The following is a 22831-nucleotide window of genomic DNA, read 5'->3' as shown; positions in this document are numbered from 1 at the left end:
AGCAATATCGTGCTGATAAGACGGACAAAAAGGGAATCACCGTCCACTCAAAGTGTACAATCGATGGCATGATCGATCTCAACACCATTAATCTGAACCGCCTGACCACGTTTGTCGCCGTGGTTGAGGCCGGGTCGCTGACGGCTGCCGCCGAGCGGCTGGGGCTGGCCAAGTCCATGGTCAGCAAGCATATGCAGCTGCTGGAACGGGAGATTGGTGTAGGCCTGCTGCTGCGTTCAACGCGCAAGCTGAGCCTGACCGAGGCGGGACGGACGTTTTACGCGTCCAGCCGCCAGTTGCTCCAGGCGGCCGAGCAAGCCATCGAGCAGGCGCGCAGCGGACGCGACCAGCTGCAGGGCACGTTGCGCGTGGCCTCGCCGATCGACTATGGGCTGATTGTGGTGTCACCGCTGTTGGCACAGTTACGGGCGCGCTATCCGGCGCTGAAGATCGATCTGACTTGCGGCGACCACATCATCGACCTGATCGCCGAGGGCATCGACGTGACCGTGCGGCTGGGCAAACTGGCCGATTCTGGCCACATGGCGACGCGGGTCGACAAGCTGACGCGCTGGCTGGTGGCCAGCCCCGACTTTCTCGCCCGGCACGGCATGCCGGCCACACCGGACGACCTGCCGCCGCTGCCGTATGTGTCGCTGTCGGTGCTGGCGCAGCCGAACCAGTTCACGCTCAGCGACGCCGCCGGCAACCAGGCCCATGTGCGCATGCAGAACACGGTGTTCTCGTCCAACACCGCCTACGCCACGCGCGCGGCCGCGCTGAGCGGCGACGGCGTGCTGCGCGCCACGGTGTTTTCCGTCAAGGACGACGTGGCGGCGGGCCGGCTGGTGCGCGTGCTGCCGGAATGGTCGCTGCCGGAGAGCGACATCCACGCCGTCTACCCTGCCACCTCGCACGTACCGCAAAAGGTGCGCGTGTTCATCGACGCGCTGAAGGCCGCCACAGCGGGCTAGGATCACTGCGGCAGCCCCGGTGGCGGCGGCGAATGCTGCTACGACGGTGGCGGTCGGCTGCGGCTGCGGCGACGCGCGATCATCCATGCGATCGCCGCCAGCGCTGTCAGCACGACGCCGCTCCAGACCCAGGTCGCGCGGGATGACGCCGGCCGGGGCTCGCGCGGCGCGGCAGGATCTTTGAGCGCGGCGGGAAAGACGCGCGGCGCCACCGGCACGATCTTCCATTCCGCCCGGTTGGCCGGCGCCCGCTGCTGGTACTCGCGCAGCGACAGCACCGGATCGCTGCCGAACGCGCGCGATGACGGATATTGCGGTATCCGCACAAACAGCAGCGCCTCCAGATCCTCGCCCAGTTGCGCTTCCAGCCCCGTACGTCCCCCTCCCCGGCTCAATCGCTGCAGCAAGTCACCGGCGATGGCGTTGAACGCCGCAAACGGCAGCAGTTCGGTGCGCTCGGTCTTGAGATAATCATAGGCGCTCTGACCACTGGCCAGACTGACTTCCTTGATGGCCATGTAGGGCAAGGCCACCGCGGCCTTCAGCGGGGCCTCGCCGCCCAGGCGCGGAATCTGCCAGCCCAGCGTCCGCAAGGTTTCCACGTTGATGCCGGCGCAGTTCGTGCTGGCGTGGCGATAGTGGAAATCCTGCCGGTAGAAATGGCTGAACACCCGGCTGATCGCCTCCTGGTACAGCGCCGGCACGCGCGGGTCTTTCAGCACCGCCACCAGCATATACGACGGGCGATACCAGGCCTGGCCGCTGTTCAGGTCGCCCATGTAAGCATCCATCGGCAGCGTGGCGGCAATAATGCCTTTTTCGCTGACCGAGGCCAGGCTGTAGAAATTGTTCACCAGCCAGTTGTCCCACTCGCCGCCAACGCCGAAGCGGCCGGTGGCGACGGCGAAATGGCCGCCATAAGATTCGTCATCATCGCCCTGCGCGCCGTTGAGCACGAAAGCCAGTGCCGGCTTGCCGGCCAACGGCAGCGGTTGCATGCCGCCGTCGCGTCGCCACAGCGTACGGACCGCGTAACCGGCCCTCGCGCCGCCCTGCTCTGCCCGCACCAGGCGCTCGACCGTCGTGCCGGTCGCCAGCGGCTGGCTGGCCGGCGCCGCAGCCATGGCGTAACGCTTGGGCCACAGCGTGCGGATCACGAACCGGTCTTCGCGCAGCACCCCGCGTGCCTTGATGTCGCCAGCGGCAAAGAAAGCGATGCTGCTGTCGCCCGCGTACGCGCGGTTGGTGGACAGGCGCGGCGTCAGCGTCACCGGCAGCGGCGCGGCGTGGCCGGCGCGCGTCAGTTGCCCTTCCGGCTGCAGGCGCCCTTCCGCCACGTGCGGCGAACCGATCCAGAGCAACGGCGGCGGCTGGTCGCGCGGCGTCGCGTGATTGTCCGCCAACCAGGCCCGTACATCCTCCTGCGCGCGCAGGCGCGGCGCGTAGCCGGCGGCGTTCGCCCTGGCGACAGCGATCATGTCATCGTTGAAATACCACAGCGCCTGCTCCGGCGCCTCGCAGTCCTTGCAGCGACCGGTGGTCAGCCGGAAACGGTCGGTGGAATACAAGCCCAGCCAGCCGGGCGCGAGCGCGTCGCGCACACTGGTGTCGGCGGTGTCGTTGGCATGGGCGGGCATGGCGGCGAGGCAAAGCAGCGCCACCGCCGCCAACGCCGAAGGAAGTGAAGGCTGCGGCATGCTGTTTCTCCGGCAAATAACGGAGTTGCAGTGTAGAACGCAGCCGCTAGCGGCTTGTTACGCCCGGTCAAGCTTTCTAGCCGCGCCGGGCGGAGACGACGATGCCGCCGACGATCAGCGCGAAGGCGGCGGCGTGGTAGCCGTGCGGTGCCTCGCCAAGAAAGGCCGAGGACAGCACGGCGGTGAACAACGGCGTCAGGTTGACGAAGAAGGCACCGACCGATGGCCCCGCTTCGCGCACGCCGGCGCCCCAGCAGCCAAAGGCAACGATGGCCGGGCCGGTCGCCACGTACAGCAGCGCCGCCGCCAGCGTCCAGCCCCATTGCACCGGAACCGCGCCCAGCGCCTGCTCGCCCAGCGCAAACGCGCCTGACCACAACACGCCGAACGCCACCTGCGCCAGCAGGAAGCTGGCCCAGTTGGCGCGGATCGCGGCCGGTTCGGTGACGCGCGTCAGCAGCCAGCTGTAGAACGACCAGGCAATGGTGGCCAAAATCATGAACAGGTCGCCCGGCACCAGCCGCAGCTCCATCACATGCCGCCATTCGCCGCGCGCCAGCACCAGCAGCACGCCGGCGATCGACAGCGCGGCGCCGGCCACCTGGCGCCGGCTGACCGGCACGCCGAAGAACAGCCAGCCGGTCAGCATCATCCACACCGGCATGCCGGATGCCACCAGCGTGACGTTGATCGGCGTCGAGCTTTGCAGCGCCATGTATTGCAGCGCGTTGTACATGCCGATGCCGAGCAGGCCCAGCATGGCGTAGCTTTTCCAGTGTCGCCACAGGCCGGCGTCGCGGCGAAACACCGGGCCGGCCAGCGCCAGCAGGATGAAAAAGGCGATGCCCCAACGCAGGAAGTTCAGCAGCACCGGCGGCAGCAGGTCGTGCACCAGGCGGCCGACGATGGCGTTGCCGGCCCATAGCAGCGGCGGCAAGGTGAGCAGGAAGATGGTTCTGGGCGTGAGGCGAGTTGTCATTTTTGATATTCGTACAACATTATCTTCCAGAGCATACCCGATCCGGCAGGCCATGAGCGATAGAAATAGCTTTGGGGCACCGGGGCGCGGTAAAATACCCGTTGCTGATCCAACCACTTAGATAATATGAAACTCTCTAAACAACATTCGATGTACGAATCCGAGCACACCCTGTTCATCAAGGCGTTGAAGGAAAAGAATCCAGGTATTGAAGCAGGCCAGCAACTGGGCCGCTCCCTGCTGTGGGATCGTCCGCCGGTGTCGCTGGATGAGCAGCAGCGTCAGCTGGAATCGGCTGTGAAGCAGCAGGCTTACGTCTACCAGAACAAGGTCTAATTACCGCGCGCGGGGCGGCAAGGATGTTGCCAGACGATATGGCTGACGTGCAGCCGCCAGTTCCGGACGACGCCGAGGGCGAGGCCGGAGCGGGGATCGTCGCATCCGCCGCCGGCACGGCCCCGGCCGCCAACGACGCCGCGACCGGCGAGGCCGAGGCCGCCGACGCGGCCGGCACGGCGGCTGGCGAGCCGGTTGCCACGCCCGAAGCGCAAGCCGCTGCAACGGCCGAGGCGGCGGCGGTCACCGCCGAAGTCTCCGCCCTTGCCCGCCTGTACGGCGAGCCGCTGCTCAAGCTGCCCACCGACCTGTATATCCCGCCGGACGCGCTGGAAATTTTCCTCGACGCCTTCGAAGGCCCGCTGGACCTGCTGCTGTACCTGATCCGCAAGCAGAACTTCAACATCCTCGACATCCCGATGGCGCAGCTGACGCTGCAGTACCTGAAGTACGTCGACCAGATCCGGCTGTCCAACCTGGAGCTGGCGGCCGAGTACCTGCTGATGGCGGCCATGCTGATCGAAATCAAGTCGCGCATGTTGCTGCCGCAGCGCCAGGCCGATCTGGACGTGGAGGCCGACGACCCGCGCGCCGAACTGGTGCGCCGTCTGCTGGAGTACGAGCAGATCAAGCTGGCAGCGTACGACCTGAACGCCATCCCGCAAGTCGACCGCGACTTCGTCCGCACCCAGATCTTCATCGAGCAAAGCCTGGTGCCGGTGTGGCCGGACGTGGTGGCCAGCGACCTGCAGCAGGCGTGGCTGGATGTGATGAAGCGCGCCAAGCTGACCCAGCATCACAAGATCAGCCGCGAGGAGCTGTCGGTGCGCGAGCACATGACCAGCATCCTGCGCCGCCTGCAATCGACCCGTTTTGTCGAGTTCGCCGACCTGTTTGACGTCGGCGGCGGCGTGCCGGTGGTGGTGGTCAACTTTGTGGCGCTGCTGGAGCTGGCCAAGGAAACCCTGATTGAAATTACCCAGGCCGAACCGTTCGCACCGATTTACGTGCGGCTGGCCTACTCGCCGGCGTGAGCCGGCCCCCAGAATGAGCTTAACACCATGAAAATCATCACCTCGATTGAAGAACTGCGCGACCAACTCAGCGGCCAGCTGCGCACGGCCTTTGTTCCGACCATGGGCAATCTGCACGAAGGCCACCTGTCGCTGATGCGCCTGGCGCGCAAGCATGGCGACCCGGTGGTGGCCTCGATCTTCGTCAACCGCCTGCAGTTCGGCCCCAACGAGGACTTCGACAAGTACCCGCGCACCTTCCAGGCCGACGTCGAGAAGCTGGAAAAGGAAGGCGTGTATGTGCTGTTTGCGCCGACCGAGAAGGATCTGTATCCGGAGCCGCAGGAGTACCGCGTGCAGCCGCCGGACGGCCTGGGCAATACGCTGGAAGGCGAGTTCCGTCCGGGCTTCTTCAACGGCGTGTGCACGGTGGTGACCAAGCTGTTCTCGTGCGTGCAGCCGCGCGTGGCGGTGTTTGGCAAGAAGGATTACCAGCAGCTGATGATCGTGCGCAATATGGCGCGCCAGTTTGCGATGCCGACCGAGATCGTGGCGGCCGAGACCTACCGGGCCGATGATGGCCTGGCGCTGTCGTCGCGCAATATGTATTTGTCCGAGGCCGAGCGCGCCGAGGCACCGGCGCTGTACCAGGCGCTGAACGCGGTGGCCAACGAGGTGCGCGGCGGCCATCTGGATGTGTTCCAGCTGGAGCACCAGGCAATGGACGATCTGGCCAAGCGCGGCTGGAAGCCGGATTACATTTCGATCCGCAAGCGCAACGACCTGCAACCGCCCAACGCCGGCGATCTGGCGCAAGGCACACCGCTGGTGGTGCTGGCCGCCGCCAAGCTGGGCACGACCCGCCTGATCGACAACCTGGAAATCTAAGGCGCGCCGCGCGGCGCGGCGGCCGGCGGCACGCTCGGCGGCGCGGCCGGCAACACGGTCACGCCCTGCGGCGTCAGCTGGATGATCACCGCCGGCGTACTGATCGCCGGCGCCGGGGCCACCGGCGATGGCTGTTGCGACAACAGGTTCACCATCAGTCCCATCATCGCGATGAACATGGCGATCATGGCGAACAGCACGCCGACGATCCATTTGATAATCCCGGCCTTCGCTGCCTCAACTGCACTTTCAATTTTCGTGTCCGTCGACTCAAACTTGGCGCTAATCGCGTCAAAGCGCGCGTGCACGGCTGTAAAGCGCTCAGTCATCGCCACGCGCAAGTCGTCCACGGCGGTGCGGACGTCGCCGACTTTGTTGTCGATGTACTCGCGGTCGGAATTGGCGTTCATGATGCAGCCATCATGCGCCGCGCCATCGGGGGCGTCAACGATGGCGCGTGCGGTGTTTGCGGCAGATCAGGCGGAGACGTTTTGCGCCCAGGCCAGCGCCGACAGGTGCGCCTTGTTGACGTCCAGCGGGCTGAGTTTCAAGGTCGCGGCCAGCGAGGCCACCAGGTCGGAATTCAGCTCGCAGGCCTCGGCCAGCGCCAGGTAGGGGCCGTATTTGCCGCCGCGCGTCAGCAGCGCGGCCACCACGTCTTCCGACAGCTGGATGTTGGCCAGCACTTCCTGCATGGGGATGCCCAGCAGCCGGTCCAGCAGCGAGAACATGCCCGCCACGAACACATTCTCCGCCTCGCTCTTGCCCAGCGCCGATTGCGCCAGCAGCTCGGCCAGGCGGCCGCGTACCACCGCCGTCTCCAGCAGCACCGGCGAGTAGCCGGACGTGCTGGCGGTCGCCAGCAGCAGCGTCAGCCAGCGGTAGAGCGGCTGGTAGCCCAGCAGGGTCAGCGCCTGGCGCAGCGACTGCACTTCCCGCCCGGCGCCAAAGCCGGCCGAGTTGATGAAGCGCAGCAGCTTGTAGGACAGCGTGGCGTCGCGCTTCAGCACCGCCTCCAGTTGGGCGATGTCGGCGTTCTGCCGCACCATCTGCATCAGTTGCATGATGATGGTCTGGGCCGGATTCAGGCCCTTGGTGTCGGTCGACGGCCGCGGCGTCAGGTGCAGCTTGCCGACGAAGGCGTTCAGGCCCAGCGCCGCGCAGGCGTCGAAGTCGGCCCAGTTGCTGACCGGACGGGCAATCATGCCCACCGTCGTTTGCTTCAGCCCGGCATAGGTGCGCGCCTGGGTGGCGACGTCGGCGCCGGAAAAGCGCATTTCCACGTAGGACGCCATGGTCGGCAAACGGCTGCCGATGCGCGCCAGGTCGGCCTCGCGCAGCAGGATGCCAACGCCGCCGGCGCGCAGCCCCTGCACGGCCGCCATGGTGTCCGGATGGGCCAGCTCGGCGGCCTTGATCGACAGCACCGTGCGCTCCGGCGGCAGCGCGTGCAGCGCGTCGGTCGAGAGCATGGCTGGCACTGCCTCCAGGAACAGGATTTTGTCGCGCAGCAGCCAGCCGTCATCCTCGTCCACCACCTGGCCGGCGACGAAGCCGACCAGCGACTCCAGCGCCTCCAGCGGCGAGGCCGCGCCACTGCTGGCCTGCTGCCAGCTCAGCTCATAGCCGACCACGCGCTGCTTGGGGTCGAGCAAGGGTTCACGGACAAGGAAATTGGTACGGTGCATGGTTTTTTACACTACCCCTAAAACGAAAGGGTCTGACCCCGTACGGGGTCAGACCCTGGCCGCAGCGGTGTGCGGGGTGTACGGGTGCCGCTTGCAGCCACTTCTTTACATCAAGCCCCGAGTTTTTCGAAGATCTTGTTGAGTTTTTCGTCCAGCGTAGCGGCGGTGAACGGCTTCACCACATAACCATTGGCACCGGCCTGGGCCGCCGCGATGATGTTTTCCTTCTTGGCTTCCGCGGTCACCATCAGCACCGGCAGCTTGGCCAGCGCGGGGTCGGCACGGATGTTCTGCAACATCGTCAGACCGTCCATGTTCGGCATGTTCCAGTCGGACACGACGAAGTCGAACTGCTCGGCACGCAGCTTGGCCAGCGCCATCACGCCGTCCTCTGCCTCGTCGACATTGGCATAACCCAGTTCTTTTAACAGATTCCGGACGATGCGACGCATCGTCGAAAAATCGTCAACAACTAAAAATTTCATCTTTGGATCAGCCATGAATTGCTCCGTTGATTCTCTACGCGGTTGTTAATAGTGCCTACAATTTGGCATTAAGTTGTAGGATAGCATTTTCGTTGCCTGAAGGCGAACAAAGTCGCAGTAAAACGTCACAGTTGCACAATTAAACACGCAAGGCGCGCATGCCATGTTGTGCCAGGTAGCCGAGCACCATGCCCGGCAGCGCCTGCAGTGCACCGACTTCGTGCGCCGCGCCCACCGCGATCGCCTCGCGCGGCATGCCGAACACCACGCAGCTGGCCTCGTCCTGAGCAAAATTATACGCCCCGGCGTTGCGCATCTCCAGCATGCCGGCCGCGCCGTCCTTGCCCATGCCGGTCAGGATAACACCAACCGCGTTTTTACCGGCGGCTTGCGCGGCGGAACGGAACAGCACATCAACCGAGGGCCGGTGGCGGTTGACCGGCTCGGCCTGGTCGATGCGGGTCATGTAGTTGGCGCCGCTGCGGGTCAGGTACAGGTGCGAGTGGCCGGGCGCGATGTAGGCGTGGCCCGGCAGCACGCGCTCGTTGCCCTGCGCCTCCTGCACCGAGATCTTGCACAGCGAATCCAGGCGCTTGGCGAACGAGCGCGTGAAGCCTTCCGGCATGTGCTGGGTGATCAGGATGCCCGGGCAGTCGGACGGCATCTGCATCAGGAATTCGCGGATGGCCTCGGTGCCGCCGGTGGAGGCGCCGATGATGATCAGCTTTTCCGACGACAGCAGCGGGTTGCGCAGCGCCGACAGCGGCGCCGCGCCGTGGCCCTCGGCGCCCGGCTGCGGCAGGCGGCGCGCCTGCACCCGCGCCTTGGAAGCGGCGCGGATCTTGTCGGTGATCAGGTCGGTGTACTCGCGCATGCCGGCCTGGATCGAGATCTTCGGCTTGGTGACGAAATCGACCGCGCCCAGTTCCAGCGCGCGCATGGTGATTTCCGAGCCGCGCTCGGTCAGCGAGGACACCATCAGCACCGGCATCGGCCGCAGGCGCATCAGTTTCTCCAGGAAGTCGAGGCCGTCCATTTTCGGCATCTCGACGTCCAGCGTCAGCACGTCCGGATTGGTCTGCTTGATCAGTTCGCGCGCGACCAGCGGATCGGGCGCGACGCCGACCACTTCCATGTCAGGTTGGGAATTGATGATCTCGCTCATGACGCTGCGGATCAGTGCGGAGTCGTCGCACACCAGGACTTTGATCTTCATACTCGGCTTTCTTGTTATTTAGAACAGATCGATATCGCCAGCCACCGGCGCCACCTTGAGGCGGCTGGCATACTCGATTTCGCGCTTGACCAGCGTATCGTTATGGCTTTGCATCAGTTTCTTGACCAGCACCTTGCCGGTGCGCGGGAAGAAATACACCTTGCGCGGGTAGATGTCGTTCAAGTCCTCGGCCACCACGCGGATGCGCTCGACTTTTAAAAAATTCAGCACAAAGGCGGCGTTGCGCTCGCCGACGTTGATGGCGGTGAAGCCCTTCAGCACCGCGCCGCCGCCAAACACCTTGGCTTCCAGATTTTCGCGCTTGGCGCCGGCCTTGAGCAGGTCGTTGATCAGGATCTCCATCGCGTAGGTGCCGTAGCGCGCGGAGGCCGACACCGGGCTGCCGTCGCCGCCGCCGTCCGGCAGCATGAAATGGTTCATGCCGCCCAGGCCGGTGGTGCGGTCGCGGATGCAGGCCGACACGCACGAGCCCAGCACCGTCACGATCAACATGTCCTTGTTGGTGTGATAGTACTCGCCAGGCAGGATCTTGGCGGCCTGGCAGTCGAACGTTCTATCGTAATAAACGTTCGTGGCAAATTGTTCGAGGTCCATGTTTTATTCTCATGTGCGTTGCGGTGTTTTGCGGGCCGCAGCGTTGTCGTCCAGTTCGTAGACGGTTTTGCCGCGCAGTTTCAACGACTCCGAGACATACAGGAAATTCTCCGAATGCCCGGCGAACAGCAGCGCATCCGGTTTCATCAGCGGCACGAAGCGCGACAGGATCTTGCGCTGGGTGGCCTTGTCAAAGTAAATCATCACGTTGCGGCAGAAAATGGCGTCGAACTGGCCGCTGATCGGCCAGCTGTCCGCCAGCAGGTTCAACTGCTTGAACGTTATCATATTACGCAATTCATTACGCACGCGCGCCATCCCTTCGCGCTCCCCCTTGCCCTTCAAAAAGAAGCGGCGCTGGCGCTCGGGCGACATCTTGTCCAGCCGGTCCATGGTGTAGACGCCGTTGGCGGCGTGGGCCAGCACGTTGGTGTCGATGTCGGTGGCGACGATCTGGCAGTTCGGCGTCAGCGTGTTGAAGGCCTCGCACACCGTCATGGCGATCGAGTACGGTTCCTCGCCGGTGGAGCTGGCGGAGCACCAGATGGTCAGCGGCTCGCGCTTGCCCTTGATGTGCTCGGCCAGCAGCGGGAAGTGGTGGGCTTCGCGGAAGAACGAGGTCAGGTTGGTGGTCAGCGCGTTGGTAAACGACTCCCATTCCTCGCCCAGGCGGCCGGCTTCCAGTTCGTCCAGGTATTTGGCGAAGGAGTCGATGCCGGTGGCGCGCAGGCGCCGCGCCAGGCGGCTGTAGACCATTTCCTGCTTGCTGTCGGCCAGCGAGATGCCGGCGCGCTTGTAGATCAGCCCGCGAACCCGTTCGAAGTCGCGCGCGTTGAAGTCAAATTCCTTGACCGTGTCTTTGCTGTGCGGCATATGATTCCTTTTTGCGCGTGTTGCCTGATACGCCCGTCACACCGGCGTGCGGCGGTGCGACGGCTTAAAACTCTTCCCACTCGTCGGCGCCCGAGGACGCCGGTGCGGCTTTTTTCGGCGCGACCGGCTTGGCGGCCGGCTTGGAGGCCGGCGGCGGCGCCGGACGCGGCGTGGCAGCGATGGCTGGCGCTGGCGCCGGCTTCGGCGCTGGGGCGGCGGCCACGACAGCGGCGCGCGGCGCCGGCGCCAGCGCGCGGCGCGCGCCGCCGTCATGCGACAGCTTGAAGATGCTGACCGCCTGCGACAGCAGCCCGGCCTGCTCCTGCATGCTTTCCGCCGCCGCCGCCGCTTCCTCCACCAGCGCGGCGTTCTGCTGCGTCATCTCGTCCATCTGCGAAATCGCCTGGTTGACTTCCTCGATGCCGTTGCTCTGCTCCTGGGTGGCGGCGGTGATCTCGCCCATGATGTCGGCCACCTGGCGGATCGACGTCACGATCAGGTCCATGGTCTGGCCAGCCTCGTCCACCAGCTTGCTGCCGGCGTCGACCTTTTCGACCGAATCGGTGATCAGTTCCTTGATCTCCTTGGCGGCGCCGGCCGAGCGCTGGGCCAGGTTGCGCACCTCGGACGCCACCACCGCGAAACCGCGCCCCTGCTCGCCGGCGCGCGCCGCCTCGACAGCCGCGTTCAGCGCCAGGATGTTGGTCTGGAAAGCGATGCCGTCGATGACCGAGATGATGTCGGCGATCTTGCGCGACGACTCGGTGATCGAGCCCATGGTCTGCACCACCTGCGACACCACCGTGCCGCCCTTCTCCGCCACCGACGATGCCGACACCGCCAGCTGGTTGGCCTGGCGCGCGTTGTCGGCGTTCTGCTTGACGGTCGAGGTCAGCTCCTCCATCGACGACGCCGTCTCCTCCAGCGAGCTGGCCTGCGACTCGGTGCGGGCCGACAGGTCGGCGTTGCCCGAGGCGATCTCCTGCGACGCGGTCGAAATCAGCTCGGTGCCGGCGCGCACGTCGCCAACGGTCTTGGCCAGGCTGTCGTTCATGTCCTTGAGCGCCTGCAGCAGTTCGCTGGTTTCGTCGCGGCCCTCGACCTGCACGTGCGAGGTCAGCTCGCCGCTGGCCACCTTCTGCGCCACCGCCACCGCGCCCGAGAGCGGCAGCGTGATCGAGCGCGTGATGACGGCCGCGCACAGCACGCCCAGCGCCACCGCCACGCCGCCCAGCACGAACAGCACCACCATCAGGCTGCGGTCAGCGCTGACCGAGCTGGCCATGACGTCCTCGGCGTTGGCGCGCTGCATCGCCACCAGCTTGTTGATCAGCACCAGCGTCTGCGTGTTCAGCGGGTCGATGCGGCCGGAGATGACCTTGGCGCCGCCCTCGGTGTTGAAGGCCAGGATCTGGCCGATGGCGTCGCGGAAGGCGGCGTCGGTGTCGGCGTCCAGCGCGCTGATCTGCGACAGCACCTGCTTCTCGGCGTCGTTCAGGCCAAGCGCCTTGAGGTCGGCCATGGCCTTGTCGTAGCGGGCGCGCTGGTCCTTGACCTTCTGTTCCTCTTTCTGCATCAGGCTGACGTCCGACTGCAGGCCGATGTTGCGCATGGCGATGCCGGTTTCCAGCATCGCGCTCTTCATCACGTCGGCCTGCAGGTTCTTGGCGGTGGCGGTTTCCAGCCCGTGGGTCAGCTGCTGCTTGTTGCTGTAGTTAAGGTAATTGGTCATCAGCACGATGACCACCAGGATCAGCAGGATGATGCCGAAGCCGATGCGCAGCCGTGCGCCGATGTTGAAGTCGCGTAAATTCATGGTACTCCCCTCTTTCTGTGCTCTGTCGTCGTGGGCGGCGCGTCCTTCTTTTTGGGACACGTCCGGATGCTGCGGAAGCCGGCGCGGGGATGGGGCGCCGGCGGGGCGGGATGCGCGTTAAGCGGCCGCCAGCTGGTCCATCAGGCCCATTTCCGGGCTGGACATCAGCTTGTCGATATTCACCAGGATCAGCATGCGCTCGTCGATGGTGCCAAGGCCGATCATGTAATCGCTGCTGAAGGCGGTGCCCATTTCCGGCGCCGGCTTCACCTGTTCCGGCGTCAGCGTGGTCACGTCCGACACCGAGTCCACCACCATGCCGACGATGCGGCCGCTGATGTTGAGGATGATCACCACGGTGAACTGGTCATACACCGGCTCGCCCAGGTGGAACTTGATGCGCATGTCGACCACCGGGATGATGATGCCGCGCAGGTTGATCACGCCCTTGATGAACTCGGGCGCGTTGGCGATGCGGGTGACCGCCTCGTAGCCGCGGATTTCCTGCACCTTGAGGATGTCGATGCCGTACTCTTCCGAGCCAAGCTTGAAGGCCAGGTACTCGTGGCCGGCGATCTCGTTGGCGTGTGCGGTGGTGGATTGGATCTCTGCCATGATGGCCCCCTATGAAGAAAAAATCGATTCGTCGGCCAGCTGGCGCGACGAGCGTATCAGCGCGGCCACGTCCAGGATCAGCGAAACGCCGCCGTCGCCCAGGATGGTCGCGCCGGAAATGCCGGCTACCTTGCGGTAATTGGATTCGAGGTTCTTGACCACCACCTGCTGCTGGCCGACCAGGTCGTCGACGAACAGGCCGGCCTTGCGGCCGTCGGTCTCGACGATGATGACGATGCCCTGGCAGGGGTCGGTGAAGCGCGGCGCGATGTCGAACATCTGGTACAGCGGCACCAGCGGCAGGTACTCGCCGCGCACCTTGATGACGCGGCCCTTGCCGCTGATTTCCTTGACGTCCTCGGGCGCCGGCTGCAGCGACTCGATCACAAAGCCCAGCGGCAAGATGTAGATCTCGTCGCCGACGCGGATCGACATGCCATCCAGGATCGCCAAGGTCAGCGGCAGCGAGATCGAGATGGTGGTGCCAAAACCCTTGGCCGAGCGGATGTCGACCACGCCGCCCATGGCGGCGATATTGCGCTTGACCACGTCCATGCCGACGCCGCGGCCGGAGACGTCGGTCACCACCTCGGCGGTCGAGAAGCCGGGCGCGAAGATCAGCTGCCAGACCTCGGCGTCGCTCATGCTGTCGCTGACGGCCAGGCCGTTCTGCTGCGCCTTGGCGAGGATCTTCTCGCGGTTGAGGCCGCCGCCATCGTCGGACACCTCGATGATGATGTTGCCGCCCTGGTGCGAGGCCGACAGGAACAGCCGGCCGGCGTCGCTCTTGCCGGCGGCGCGGCGCACCTCGGGCATCTCGATGCCGTGGTCGATCGAGTTGCGCACCAGGTGGGTCAGCGGGTCGACGATGCGCTCGATCAGGCCCTTGTCCAGCTCGGTGGCGGCGCCGTTGGTGATGAAGTCGACCTTCTTGCCCAGCTTGTGCGCCAGGTCGCGCACCATGCGCGGGAAGCGCGAGAACACGAAGTCCATCGGCATCATGCGGATCGACATCACCGCTTCCTGCAGGTCGCGGGTGTTGCGGGTCAGCTGGCTGACGCTGTTGAGCAGGCGCTGGTGCACCATCGGGTCGAGCGTGTCGACGCGCTGCTCGATCATCGCCTGCGTGATGACCAGCTCGCCCACCAGGTTGATCAGCTGGTCGACCTTCTCGATCGACACCCGGATCGACGACGATTCGGCGCCGGCGTGCGCGGGCGCCTTTTCCTTTTCTTTTTCCTCTTTCTTGACGACCTTCTTCTCTTCCTCCGGCGGCGGCGTCTCGATGACGATGCCGGCGGCGGCGCGGATCTGTTCGACCGGCTGGAAGAAGCCGTAGCCCTGGGCGTCCTCGGCCGCGGCGGTGGCGTTGGCGCGGATCTCGTCCAGCGGCTGGAAGAAGCCGTAGCCGTCGCCGCTGGCGGCGGCCGGTTTCAGGTCGGTGGTGTCGAAGAAGCCGTAGCCGAGGTCGGCCTCGACCTGGTCGCGCGCGGCCTTTTCCTTGTGCGCCTGCGCGTCGTCCAGCGCCGGCAGCTCGGTCACCTGCATCTCGTCCGGGTTCAGCACGAACGAGCAGATGGCGATGATGTCGTCCAGGCTTTCGTGGGTGGTGACCACCATGGCGTTGCGGTCCTTGTCCAGCGGCGTGATGGACACGTGGCCCATCAGGCCCAGCTCCTCGCCCAGCGCCTGCACCTCGCGGTGCGGCATGGCCGGCAGCTCCAGCCGGTAACGGCGGCCGCCGCTGTGGTCGACCACCTTGGTCTCGACGGCGTTGTAGGCCGGCGCCACCGGCGCCAGCGCCACCACCGGCACGTCCTGCGCCAGCGATTGCAGCATCATGCGCACGTCGCCGACCGCGTCCTGGTCGACCGCGCTGCCGAGGCGGTGGCCGTCCAGCTGCATCTTGAGGATGTCCTTGGCGGCCAGGAAGGCGTCCACGTGCTCGGCGGTCAGCGCCATCTCGCCCTTGCGGATGCGGTCCAGCAGGGTTTCCAGCACGTGCGTGATCTCGCTCATGTCGGTCACGCCGAACGTCGAGGCGCCGCCCTTGACCGAATGGGCGGTGCGGAAGATCGCGTTCAGATCCTCGGCGTCGGGCGCGTCCACATCGACGGCCAGCAGCAGCCGCTCCATTTCAGCCAGCAGTTCCTCGGCCTCATCGAAAAAGACCTGATAAAACTGGCTTATATCGATGGTCATGGTGATACTCCGTTACGTTCGCTACGCATCATGACCGCCTTCTCAGCCGATGACTTTCTTGACTACCTCGATCAGCCGCTGTGGATCGAAGGGCTTGACCAGCCAGCCGTTGGCGCCGGCGGCGCGGCCCTTGGCTTTCATCTCGTCGGACGATTCGGTGGTCAGCATCAGGATCGGGGTCTTGGCGTAGCTGGGCAGCTCGCGCAGCAGCTTGATCAGCTGCAGGCCATCCATGCGCGGCATGTTCTGGTCGGTCAGCACCAGGTCGACGTTCTGCAGCTTGGCCTTGTCCAGGCCGTCCTGGCCGTCCACCGCTTCGACTACCTGGTAGCCGGCAGCCTTCAGGCTGAAGGCCACCATCTGGCGCAGGGAGCTGGAATCATCAACTGCAAGTATAGTCTTGGCCATCTTGTTCTCTCTTGTAAATCACGTTTGTTGGGTGGTTAAAACAGCTCGATGTCGCCGCTTTCCAGGTGTTGCTGGCTGACTGCCTTGCGCAGCACGCTGCGCAGCTCCAGGCTCTGGATCGCCAGCGCCATGCTGACCTTGCCGAGCAGCTCGACGATCTGTTCGTTGTCGCTCTCGGGCAGCATCTCGGCGCCATGCGCGCCCAGCGTGCCGAGGAACTCGCGCAGGCCGGTCACGCGCTTCAGCGTGCGGTCCAGCAGCTGGCTGGTCATGTCCTGGAACTGCAGGCTGGTGATGGCGGCGTTGACATAGCCGCCCACCTGGCCCTGCAACGCCTCCAGCTGGGCGCGCTGCTCGGGGGTGGCGGTGCCGCCATCCAGCAGCAGCTGGATGGTGGCCTGCTCCGCCTCCACCGTCTGGTGGATGGCCATGAAGTTGTAGGACAGCTTTTCGATCGCCTCCTCCAGCAGCAGGCCGGTCTGGATCAGGTCGGTCTCGACTTCGGTCAGGTGCCGGCGACCGTGGTCAGACACGCCGGACAGCAGGCGCTTGACGTGGGAACCCAGAATTTTTTTTCTCGTCATAACAGTCTCGTTCTTACTTCTGCTAGCTTATTTGCGGACCGGCGGCCCGGCCGGCGCGGCGGCGGCCGGGCTGGCGCCCAGCGCCGCGCCGACCTCGGCCGCGTCCTCGGCGTCGCCGACCTCGACCTTGCGGCCGTCGCGCAGCACATTGTCCTCGGCGCGCTTGTTCATCACCACGATGCTGATGCGGCGGTTGATCGGATTGAACGGGTCGGCCTTGTCGAGGTTGATGGCCGAGGCCAGCCCGACCACCCGCAACACCTTGGCATCCTGCATGCCGCCGACGATCAGCTCGCGGCGCGAGGCGTTGGCGCGGTCGGCCGACAGTTCCCAGTTGCTGTAGCCGGCGTCGCTCATGTACGGCGTCGAGTCGGTGTGGCCGGACAGCGTGATGCGGTTGGGCACGTCGTTCAGCACGAAACCGATCTCGTGCAGGATGTCCTTGGTGTACGGCTGCAGCTCGGCCTTGGCCAGCGCGAACATCGGCCGGTTCTTCTCGTCGACGATCTGGATCCGCAGGCCCTCGCTGGTGATGTCCAGCAGCAGCTGTTCCTTGTATTTCTTCAGCAGCGGGTTGGCGTCGATCTTGTTCTCGATGCGCGCCTTGAGCGCCTGCAGGCGCTGGTTTTCCTCGGCCTCCAGCGCCGCCTTGGCGGCGGTCAGGTTATACGTCTTCTTGACTTGCGGATCGTCGCTGGCCTTGACCTGGCCGTCGGTGCGGGTCAGGTCCTTGCCGCCGCCCTTGATCAGGGACGAGCTGTCGCCGCTGCCCGAGCCGCCCGACATGGCCACCTTGAGCGGTGTCTTGAAGTACTCGGAAATGCCGTTGAGATCGCCCTTGGTGGTCGAGCCCAGCAGCCACATCAGCAGGAAGAACGCCATCATCGCCGTCACGAAGTCGGCATAGGCGATCTTCCAGGCGCCGCCATGGTGGCCGCCGCCGCCCTTCTTGATGCGTTTGACGATAATCGGCCGCAAGCCCTCTTCAGCCATGATTCATCCTTAAGCGGTTAACAAAGTGCGGCATGGCTTACTTCGACTTGGATTTCTTGATGTGGTCTTCGAGCTCGTTGAAGGTCGGGCGCTCGGTCGAGTACAGCACCTTGCGGCCGAACTCCACCGCCAGCGCCGGCGCGTAGCCGTTCAGGCTGGCCAGCAGCGTGACCTTGACGCACTGGTACATCTTGGTCGATTCCTCCAGCTTCTGCTCCAGCAGGCTGGACAGTGGACCGACGAAGCCGTAGGCCAGCAGAATACCGAGGAAGGTGCCGACCAGCGCGTGGGCGATCAAAATGCCCAGCTCGGCCGGCGGCAGGCCGACCGACTCCATCGTGTGCACCACGCCCATCACCGCCGCCACGATACCGAAGGCCGGCATGCCGTCGCCCAGCTTGGCGATGGCGTGGGCCGGCGCGGCACCCTCGTGGTGGTGGGTCTCGATCTCGATGTCCATCAGGTTCTCGATCTGGAACGCGTCCATGTTGCCGGACACCATCAGGCGCAGGTAGTCGGTCATGAACTCGACGATGTGGTGGTCTTCCAGCACGGTCGGGTACTTGCTGAACAGCGGGCTCTGCTCCGGGCTGTCGATATCGCCTTCGATCGACATCAGGCCTTCCTTGCGCACCTTGGACAGCACGTCGAACAGCAGCGACATCAGCTCCATGTACAGGTCCTTGGTGTAGCGCGAGCCCTTGAACAGCGTCGGCAGCGCGCCCAGCGTGGCCTTGAGCGTCTTGCCATTGTTGCCAACCAGGAAAGCGCCAAGCGCGCCGCCGCCGATCATGACCAGCTCCAGCGGCTGGATCAGCACGGCCATGTGCCCGCCGCTGGCGGCGTAACCGCCGAACACGCCGACGATGACCACTACATATCCAATGATGACTAACAAGTGTCCTGACTCCCCAGAGCGAAAACCGGCCACATTGTGAAAAAAGGGGCCGGTTTTTCAAGAATTTACATATAGAACTACAATAGCCTGACTAGGGGGGCACGGGCAAGTGAATAACGTCAAATGATGCTTAAAAGTACCATATATAGAGGGGAACTCCTCCCTCTGTGGCATCAATGATGCTATCCGGTGATCTTTCCTTGACGATAAATTCATAGCTCACAAGCATCGATCCAGGACACATTTCAGCCACCGCCTTGCGCCACAATCCGGACATGGCGGCCGGCGACAGATAGGCGAACACCAGGTCGAACTGGCTGAAATCCAGGCGCTCGTAGTCGCCCCGCACGAAGCGCGCGCGGCTGCCGGCCAGCCGCGCGCGCAGCCAGCTCACCAGCCACGGCAGCGGCGCCAGCTCGATGCCGCAGATGTCGGCGTCGGGCCGCACCCGCGCCAGGTACAGGCTCAGGCCGCCGAGGCCGCTGCCGATGTCGATCGCGCGCGGCGCCTGGCCGTCCCGCCCCTGGCGCGGCAGCAACTGGCGCACCGCATCCCACACGGCCGGCCCCGACGGGTAATACGGCACCTGGGTGCGGAAGGTCGACCAGTACCAGCCCAGCAGCAGCAGGAAGACCGCGCCGGCCAGCCACGACGGCAGATGCAGCGCCAGCGCGGTCAGCACCGCCAGCGGAAACAGCAACTGGATGGCGCGCCACCAGGGCGCCAGCGCCAGCTTCCAGGTCAGCGCGGCCGCCAGCAGCCCCTGCAGCACGGCCACGGTCAGATAGTCGACGGGGAAACGAAAACTGGCCATCACATAAATGATGGCCAGCGTCAGCGGCAGTGCGCCGCATTGGATCAGCATGGCCCGCACGGCGGGCGCGCGGGCAAGGCGTTGCAGGGAAGATAAGGTCACGGGCGTATTATGCCCGGGATTCAGGCCGCCAGGGCCTCTTCGCGGATTTTCTTGGTCTTGCCGGCGCGCGAAGGCATGTGGCACAGGCCGCAGACATAGCTGCCGTGCAGGTCCATGGCGTTGACCACGAACTTACCCTGGCACTTGGTGCACGGGGCGGTGTCCAGCATCTTGCTGCTGAAGAAGCGCACCAGCGTCCAGGCGCGGGTCAGCGACAGCAGCGGCTCCTCGCCCGGCTCCGGCGGCATTTGTTCAAGGTACAGCTTGTAGGCCTTCATGACCGCCTCGATGCCGGTGGCGCCGGCGTGGGTGACCAGGAAGTTGTGGATGTTGATGAACAGCGAGGAATGGATATTCGGCTGCCAGGTCAGGAACCAGTCGGTCGAGAACGGCAGCATGCCCTTCGGCGGCGACACGCCCTTCAGCTCCTTGTACAGCTTGAGCAGGCGCTCGCGCGACAGCGACACTTCCGACTCCAGCAACTGCAGGCGCGCGCCCAACTGAATCAGTTCAATCGCCAGTTGGATTTCCTGGGCTTCCGACACAACACTCTTCTTGGTGGCCATGATGGGGGCTCCGAACGCTGACAGCGATTAAACGATTTCTTCGACCGGCTGGCCGGCCATCAGGATGGCGGCGTGCGACTGGGCCAGCACGCGGTCCTTGTTGTAGTTGGTCAGCATCGACAGGATGGCGCTGTCGTCGAAGCGGAAACGGGCCAGCATCATGTTGCCGCCAGCCAGCTTGAGGATTTGGGCGTTGCTCATGCCTTCGATCAGGTCGGCGATTTCAGCGGCAATGCCGAGACGGAAGATTGCGGTGGCTTTATCGGAGCGGATCATCTGCTGGGCCAGCATCAGGTAGCTCAGGTTGGCGTCGCGGATTTCAGCCATCATGTCGTTTGCAGTCATTTTCCCACTCCTTGCGTTTTCTCTCTGTCGGAACACGTTTGCGTTTCCGTTGAGATACATTCTGCTTGAGCAACAAAAACACGAGAAGAGGTGACTCTCCGTATTTTTCGTCGGGAAATAGCGGGCGCGACCTGTCGGTGTTTGTCTTACAAACACTCGCAGATCAGCATCTACGCCCTTGCGGCGTAGGTTTCTTGCGGGATACAAGTTTCAAAAACATCCCTTTTTAAATCGAAAAATAAAGCGACAACGCGACTCTTTTTTGCGACATCTAACCCGGTAACGGCAGCCTGTTGGAGAACTTTAGGGTTCTTGAGAAAAATTTTTAAAAATTTTTCGGTTGCCTGCCCGGGCGTTCGATACACGCAGTGCTGCGTATCTAAGAACGGTAACGGCGGGGGTTTGAGGAACTTTAGGGTTTTTTTGAAAAAAATCGAAAAAAAATTTTAAAACCCCGTGAGAACGAGCATTCATGCGGCTTTGGCCGGTCTGGGGTCTGACCCCGCAGGGGGTCAGACCCCGCTTTTTCGGGTTAAACTGCAACTTTATGTTCAAGCTATTACCCCTATGACAACTCGCAATCGCTGCGTCGAACTGGACGCGGCAGATCCGCTGGCCCCGCTACGCGCCCAGTTCGACCTGCCACCCGGCGTTATTTATCTGGATGGCAACTCCCTCGGCGCCCGCCCCATGGCCGCCCTCGCCCGCGCCCAGCAGGTCGTCGCCCAGGAATGGGGCCACGACCTGATCCGCAGCTGGAACACCGCCGGCTGGTTCGACCTGCCCAAGCGCCTCGGCGACCGCCTGGCGCCGCTGATCGGCGGCCTGGACGGCGAAGTGGTGGTCACCGACACCACCTCGGTCAACCTGTTCAAGGCGCTGGCCGCCGCGCTGCAGATGCAGGCCGCCGACAGCGCCCGCCGCGTCATCGTCACCGAACGCGCCAACTTCCCGACCGACATTTACATGGCTGAAGGCCTGACCCGCTGGCTCGATCGCGGCTACAGCATCAAGCTCATCGACAGCCCGGATGAACTGTCGGCCGCCATCGGCGCCGACACCGCCGTCGTCATGCTCACCCACGTCAACTACCGCACCGGTTATCAATACGACATGGCCGCCAGCAGCGCCCTCGCCCACGCGGCTGGCGCATTGATCATCTGGGACCTGGCCCACTCGGCCGGCGCGGTGCCGGTCGACCTGCACGCCGATGGCGCCGACCTGGCCGTGGGTTGCACCTATAAATACCTGAACGGCGGCCCCGGCGCGCCGGCCTTCATCTGGGTGCCGAAGAAGCACCAGGCCGCGTTCCAGCAGCCGCTGTCCGGCTGGTGGGGCCACGCCGCGCCGTTCGCCATGGCGCCGCATTTCGCCCCGACCGACGGCATCGGCCGCGCGCTGTGCGGCACCCAGCCGGTGGTATCGCTGGCGATGGTTGAATGCGGCCTGGACGTACACCACCAGACCACCATGGCCGCCATCCGCGCCAAGTCGCTGGCGCTGACCGACCTGTTCATCGAACTGGTGGAAGCGCGTTGCGGCCACCACCCGCTGGAACTGGTGACGCCGCGCGAGCACGCGCGTCGCGGCAGCCAGGTCAGCTTCACCCATCCGCACGGTTACGCGGTGATGGCGGCGCTGATCGCGCGCGGCGTCATCGGCGACTACCGCGAGCCCGCCATCATGCGCTTCGGCTTCACGCCGCTATACACCAGCTACGCCGACGTGTGGGACGCGGTCGAGATCCTGCGCGACATCCTCGACCGCAAGGATTACAACGTCGACGCCAAGCGCGACGCCGTCACCTGACATAACGAGATCAACAACATGAGTGAACAGAAACCAGCCAGCGGCTGCCCGCTGCACGCGGCGGCGCCAGCCGGCGAGGCCGGCGCCGCGTGGCACGGCGCGCAGATGGACTTCAGCAACAAGATGAGCTACGGCGACTACCTGGGCCTGGAAAAGATCCTGCACGCCCAGCACCCGCTGTCGCCCAACCACAACGAGATGCTGTTCATCGTCCAGCACCAGACCAGCGAGCTGTGGATGAAGCTGATGCTGCACGAGATGCGCGCCGTGCGCGAACACCTGCGCGCCGACGACCTGCCGCCGGCCTTCAAGATGCTGGCGCGCGTGGCGCGCATCATGGACCAGCTGGTGCACGCCTGGGACGTGCTGGCGACGATGACGCCGCCCGAATACACGGCCATCCGCCCTTACCTCGGTGCCTCGTCCGGCTTCCAGTCCTACCAGTACCGCGAGATCGAATTCATCCTCGGCAACAAGAACGCGGCGCTGCTCAACGTCCACGCCGGCACGCCGGAATTCCCGCTGCTGGAGGAATCGCTGCGCACGCCGTCGCTGTACGACGAGGCGGTGCGCCTGCTGGCGCGCCACGGCCTGCCGATCTCCGCCGAGCGGCTGAATGCCGATCCGACCCAGCCGACCGTGGCCGACGACTCGGTGCAACAGGCGTGGCTGCAGGTGTACGGCGACACCACGCGCTACTGGGCGCTGTACGAGCTGGCCGAAAAGCTGGTCGACATGGAGACGGCGTTCCGCTTCTGGCGCTTCCGCCACGTCACCACGGTCGAACGCATCATCGGCTTCAAGACCGGCACCGGCGGCACGGCCGGCGTCAGCTACCTGCGCAAGATGCTGGACGTGGTGCTGTTCCCCGAACTGTTCGCGCTGCGCACCGAACTCTGACGGGAACTCGCGCGC

Annotated in this window: 24 protein-coding genes; 6 read left to right on the top strand and 18 right to left on the bottom strand. The window is 64.7% G+C overall.

Annotation, left to right across the window (positions count from 1 at the left end; translation table 11 throughout):
* Window positions 1-68: 68 nt before the first annotated feature.
* Window positions 69-974, top strand: a complete 906-nt coding sequence (locus tag FHW58_RS02400) for a LysR family transcriptional regulator (protein ID WP_179671481.1) — start codon at window positions 69-71, stop codon at window positions 972-974.
* A gap of 38 nt (window positions 975-1012) precedes the next feature.
* Here FHW58_RS02400 and FHW58_RS02395 read toward each other — a convergent pair whose 3' ends face one another.
* Window positions 1013-2671 (bottom strand): hypothetical protein, encoded by a 1659-nt coding sequence (locus FHW58_RS02395; protein WP_218892617.1) that lies wholly within the window; start codon window positions 2669-2671, stop codon window positions 1013-1015.
* A gap of 76 nt (window positions 2672-2747) precedes the next feature.
* Complete coding sequence (locus FHW58_RS02390) at window positions 2748-3650, bottom strand: DMT family transporter (RefSeq protein ID WP_179671480.1); 903 nt, start codon at window positions 3648-3650, stop codon at window positions 2748-2750.
* 126 nt (window positions 3651-3776) lie between these two features.
* Between FHW58_RS02390 and FHW58_RS02385 the strand changes: the two genes are divergently transcribed.
* The 3 genes from FHW58_RS02385 to panC are packed head-to-tail and all read left to right on the top strand — an operon-like array spanning window position 3777 to window position 5887.
* Window positions 3777-3986 (top strand): DUF3460 family protein, encoded by a 210-nt coding sequence (locus FHW58_RS02385; protein ID WP_179671479.1) that lies wholly within the window; start codon window positions 3777-3779, stop codon window positions 3984-3986.
* A gap of 38 nt (window positions 3987-4024) precedes the next feature.
* A complete protein-coding gene (locus tag FHW58_RS02380; RefSeq protein WP_373996657.1) occupies window positions 4025-5020 on the top strand; it encodes a ScpA family protein in 996 nt (331 codons plus the stop codon).
* Window positions 5021-5047: 27 nt separating this feature from the next.
* Window positions 5048-5887 (top strand): pantoate--beta-alanine ligase, encoded by an 840-nt coding sequence (gene panC / locus FHW58_RS02375; RefSeq protein ID WP_179671478.1) that lies wholly within the window; start codon window positions 5048-5050, stop codon window positions 5885-5887.
* Here the strand turns inward: panC and FHW58_RS02370 are convergent.
* The 16 genes from FHW58_RS02370 to flhD form a co-directional block, all read right to left on the bottom strand.
* Window positions 5884-6297 (bottom strand): DUF1640 domain-containing protein, encoded by a 414-nt coding sequence (locus tag FHW58_RS02370; RefSeq protein WP_179671477.1) that lies wholly within the window; start codon window positions 6295-6297, stop codon window positions 5884-5886. The two genes, panC and FHW58_RS02370, sit on opposite strands and share 4 nt — an antisense overlap.
* 66 nt (window positions 6298-6363) lie before the next feature.
* Window positions 6364-7575 (bottom strand): EAL and HDOD domain-containing protein, encoded by a 1212-nt coding sequence (locus tag FHW58_RS02365; protein ID WP_179671476.1) that lies wholly within the window; start codon window positions 7573-7575, stop codon window positions 6364-6366.
* 110 nt (window positions 7576-7685) lie between these two features.
* Window positions 7686-8075 (bottom strand): chemotaxis response regulator CheY, encoded by a 390-nt coding sequence (gene cheY / locus FHW58_RS02360; protein ID WP_028104141.1) that lies wholly within the window; start codon window positions 8073-8075, stop codon window positions 7686-7688.
* 124 nt (window positions 8076-8199) lie between these two features.
* Window positions 8200-9276 (bottom strand): chemotaxis response regulator protein-glutamate methylesterase, encoded by a 1077-nt coding sequence (locus FHW58_RS02355; protein ID WP_179671475.1) that lies wholly within the window; start codon window positions 9274-9276, stop codon window positions 8200-8202.
* 18 nt (window positions 9277-9294) lie between these two features.
* Window positions 9295-9891: a chemoreceptor glutamine deamidase CheD gene (gene cheD, locus FHW58_RS02350; protein ID WP_179671474.1), complete on the bottom strand. Its 597-nt coding sequence runs from the start codon at window positions 9889-9891 to the stop codon at window positions 9295-9297.
* A 9-nt stretch (window positions 9892-9900) separates the two neighbouring features.
* Entirely contained in the window at window positions 9901-10764 is an 864-nt protein-coding gene (locus tag FHW58_RS02345) for a CheR family methyltransferase (protein WP_179671473.1), read from the bottom strand.
* 64 nt (window positions 10765-10828) lie between these two features.
* Complete coding sequence (locus tag FHW58_RS02340; RefSeq protein WP_179671472.1) at window positions 10829-12580, bottom strand: methyl-accepting chemotaxis protein; 1752 nt, start codon at window positions 12578-12580, stop codon at window positions 10829-10831.
* A 117-nt stretch (window positions 12581-12697) separates the two neighbouring features.
* Entirely contained in the window at window positions 12698-13195 is a 498-nt protein-coding gene (locus tag FHW58_RS02335) for a chemotaxis protein CheW (RefSeq protein ID WP_179671471.1), read from the bottom strand.
* 9 nt (window positions 13196-13204) lie between these two features.
* Entirely contained in the window at window positions 13205-15397 is a 2193-nt protein-coding gene (gene cheA, locus FHW58_RS02330; RefSeq protein ID WP_179671470.1) for a chemotaxis protein CheA, read from the bottom strand.
* A 42-nt stretch (window positions 15398-15439) separates the two neighbouring features.
* Window positions 15440-15805 carry a response regulator gene (locus FHW58_RS02325; protein WP_179671469.1) on the bottom strand — a complete coding sequence of 122 codons (366 nt, stop codon included), beginning with the start codon at window positions 15803-15805 and terminating at the stop codon, window positions 15440-15442.
* A gap of 35 nt (window positions 15806-15840) precedes the next feature.
* Complete coding sequence (locus tag FHW58_RS02320) at window positions 15841-16389, bottom strand: chemotaxis protein (protein WP_179671468.1); 549 nt, start codon at window positions 16387-16389, stop codon at window positions 15841-15843.
* Between the two features lie 27 nt (window positions 16390-16416).
* Window positions 16417-17382, bottom strand: coding sequence for a flagellar motor protein MotB (motB, locus tag FHW58_RS02315; RefSeq protein ID WP_179671467.1), 966 nt, complete (start codon window positions 17380-17382; stop codon window positions 16417-16419).
* Between the two features lie 37 nt (window positions 17383-17419).
* Entirely contained in the window at window positions 17420-18280 is an 861-nt protein-coding gene (gene motA, locus FHW58_RS02310; RefSeq protein ID WP_179671466.1) for a flagellar motor stator protein MotA, read from the bottom strand.
* A gap of 130 nt (window positions 18281-18410) precedes the next feature.
* Window positions 18411-19145 (bottom strand): bifunctional 2-polyprenyl-6-hydroxyphenol methylase/3-demethylubiquinol 3-O-methyltransferase UbiG, encoded by a 735-nt coding sequence (locus FHW58_RS02305; RefSeq protein WP_179673240.1) that lies wholly within the window; start codon window positions 19143-19145, stop codon window positions 18411-18413.
* Window positions 19146-19216: 71 nt separating this feature from the next.
* Complete coding sequence (flhC, locus tag FHW58_RS02300) at window positions 19217-19762, bottom strand: flagellar transcriptional regulator FlhC (protein WP_179671465.1); 546 nt, start codon at window positions 19760-19762, stop codon at window positions 19217-19219.
* A gap of 27 nt (window positions 19763-19789) precedes the next feature.
* The gene (gene flhD, locus FHW58_RS02295; protein WP_179671464.1) at window positions 19790-20107 is read right to left on the bottom strand and encodes a flagellar transcriptional regulator FlhD; all 318 of its coding nucleotides are present in this window, start codon (window positions 20105-20107) and stop codon (window positions 19790-19792) included.
* Between the two features lie 567 nt (window positions 20108-20674).
* On the opposite strand from flhD, the gene kynU reads away from it, so the two are divergent.
* Both kynU and kynA read left to right on the top strand, forming a co-directional pair.
* Window positions 20675-21916 carry a kynureninase gene (gene kynU, locus FHW58_RS02290; RefSeq protein WP_179671463.1) on the top strand — a complete coding sequence of 414 codons (1242 nt, stop codon included), beginning with the start codon at window positions 20675-20677 and terminating at the stop codon, window positions 21914-21916.
* An 18-nt stretch (window positions 21917-21934) separates the two neighbouring features.
* Window positions 21935-22816 (top strand): tryptophan 2,3-dioxygenase, encoded by an 882-nt coding sequence (gene kynA / locus FHW58_RS02285; RefSeq protein WP_179671462.1) that lies wholly within the window; start codon window positions 21935-21937, stop codon window positions 22814-22816.
* The last annotated feature ends 15 nt before the right edge of the window (window positions 22817-22831 follow it).

Origin of the sequence: Duganella sp. 1224, assembly GCF_013408245.1 — a bacterium.
GTDB lineage: Bacteria > Pseudomonadota > Gammaproteobacteria > Burkholderiales > Burkholderiaceae_D > Rugamonas.
Note: the sequence above shows the minus strand (reverse complement) of the source record. Positions and strands in the feature narration are given on the sequence as shown.

Coding starts and splice junctions, on each gene's coding strand:
- FHW58_RS02305 (WP_179673240.1), bottom strand. CDS start 19,145: ATGCTGATCCAATGCGGCGCACTGCCGCTGACGCTGGCCATCATTTAT.
- FHW58_RS02390 (WP_179671480.1), bottom strand. CDS start 3,650: ATGACAACTCGCCTCACGCCCAGAACCATCTTCCTGCTCACCTTGCCG.
- FHW58_RS02380 (WP_373996657.1), top strand. CDS start 4,025: ATGGCTGACGTGCAGCCGCCAGTTCCGGACGACGCCGAGGGCGAGGCC.
- panC (WP_179671478.1), top strand. CDS start 5,048: ATGAAAATCATCACCTCGATTGAAGAACTGCGCGACCAACTCAGCGGC.
- motB (WP_179671467.1), bottom strand. CDS start 17,382: ATGGCTGAAGAGGGCTTGCGGCCGATTATCGTCAAACGCATCAAGAAG.
- kynU (WP_179671463.1), top strand. CDS start 20,675: ATGACAACTCGCAATCGCTGCGTCGAACTGGACGCGGCAGATCCGCTG.
- cheY (WP_028104141.1), bottom strand. CDS start 8,075: ATGGCTGATCCAAAGATGAAATTTTTAGTTGTTGACGATTTTTCGACG.
- FHW58_RS02345 (WP_179671473.1), bottom strand. CDS start 10,764: ATGCCGCACAGCAAAGACACGGTCAAGGAATTTGACTTCAACGCGCGC.
- FHW58_RS02395 (WP_218892617.1), bottom strand. CDS start 2,671: ATGCCGCAGCCTTCACTTCCTTCGGCGTTGGCGGCGGTGGCGCTGCTT.
- FHW58_RS02385 (WP_179671479.1), top strand. CDS start 3,777: ATGAAACTCTCTAAACAACATTCGATGTACGAATCCGAGCACACCCTG.
- FHW58_RS02370 (WP_179671477.1), bottom strand. CDS start 6,297: ATGAACGCCAATTCCGACCGCGAGTACATCGACAACAAAGTCGGCGAC.
- FHW58_RS02355 (WP_179671475.1), bottom strand. CDS start 9,276: ATGAAGATCAAAGTCCTGGTGTGCGACGACTCCGCACTGATCCGCAGC.
- FHW58_RS02335 (WP_179671471.1), bottom strand. CDS start 13,195: ATGGCAGAGATCCAATCCACCACCGCACACGCCAACGAGATCGCCGGC.
- flhD (WP_179671464.1), bottom strand. CDS start 20,107: ATGACTGCAAACGACATGATGGCTGAAATCCGCGACGCCAACCTGAGC.
- cheA (WP_179671470.1), bottom strand. CDS start 15,397: ATGACCATCGATATAAGCCAGTTTTATCAGGTCTTTTTCGATGAGGCC.
- FHW58_RS02325 (WP_179671469.1), bottom strand. CDS start 15,805: ATGGCCAAGACTATACTTGCAGTTGATGATTCCAGCTCCCTGCGCCAG.
- FHW58_RS02320 (WP_179671468.1), bottom strand. CDS start 16,389: ATGACGAGAAAAAAAATTCTGGGTTCCCACGTCAAGCGCCTGCTGTCC.
- FHW58_RS02365 (WP_179671476.1), bottom strand. CDS start 7,575: ATGCACCGTACCAATTTCCTTGTCCGTGAACCCTTGCTCGACCCCAAG.
- kynA (WP_179671462.1), top strand. CDS start 21,935: ATGAGTGAACAGAAACCAGCCAGCGGCTGCCCGCTGCACGCGGCGGCG.
- FHW58_RS02400 (WP_179671481.1), top strand. CDS start 69: ATGATCGATCTCAACACCATTAATCTGAACCGCCTGACCACGTTTGTC.
- flhC (WP_179671465.1), bottom strand. CDS start 19,762: ATGGCCACCAAGAAGAGTGTTGTGTCGGAAGCCCAGGAAATCCAACTG.
- FHW58_RS02340 (WP_179671472.1), bottom strand. CDS start 12,580: ATGAATTTACGCGACTTCAACATCGGCGCACGGCTGCGCATCGGCTTC.
- cheD (WP_179671474.1), bottom strand. CDS start 9,891: ATGGACCTCGAACAATTTGCCACGAACGTTTATTACGATAGAACGTTC.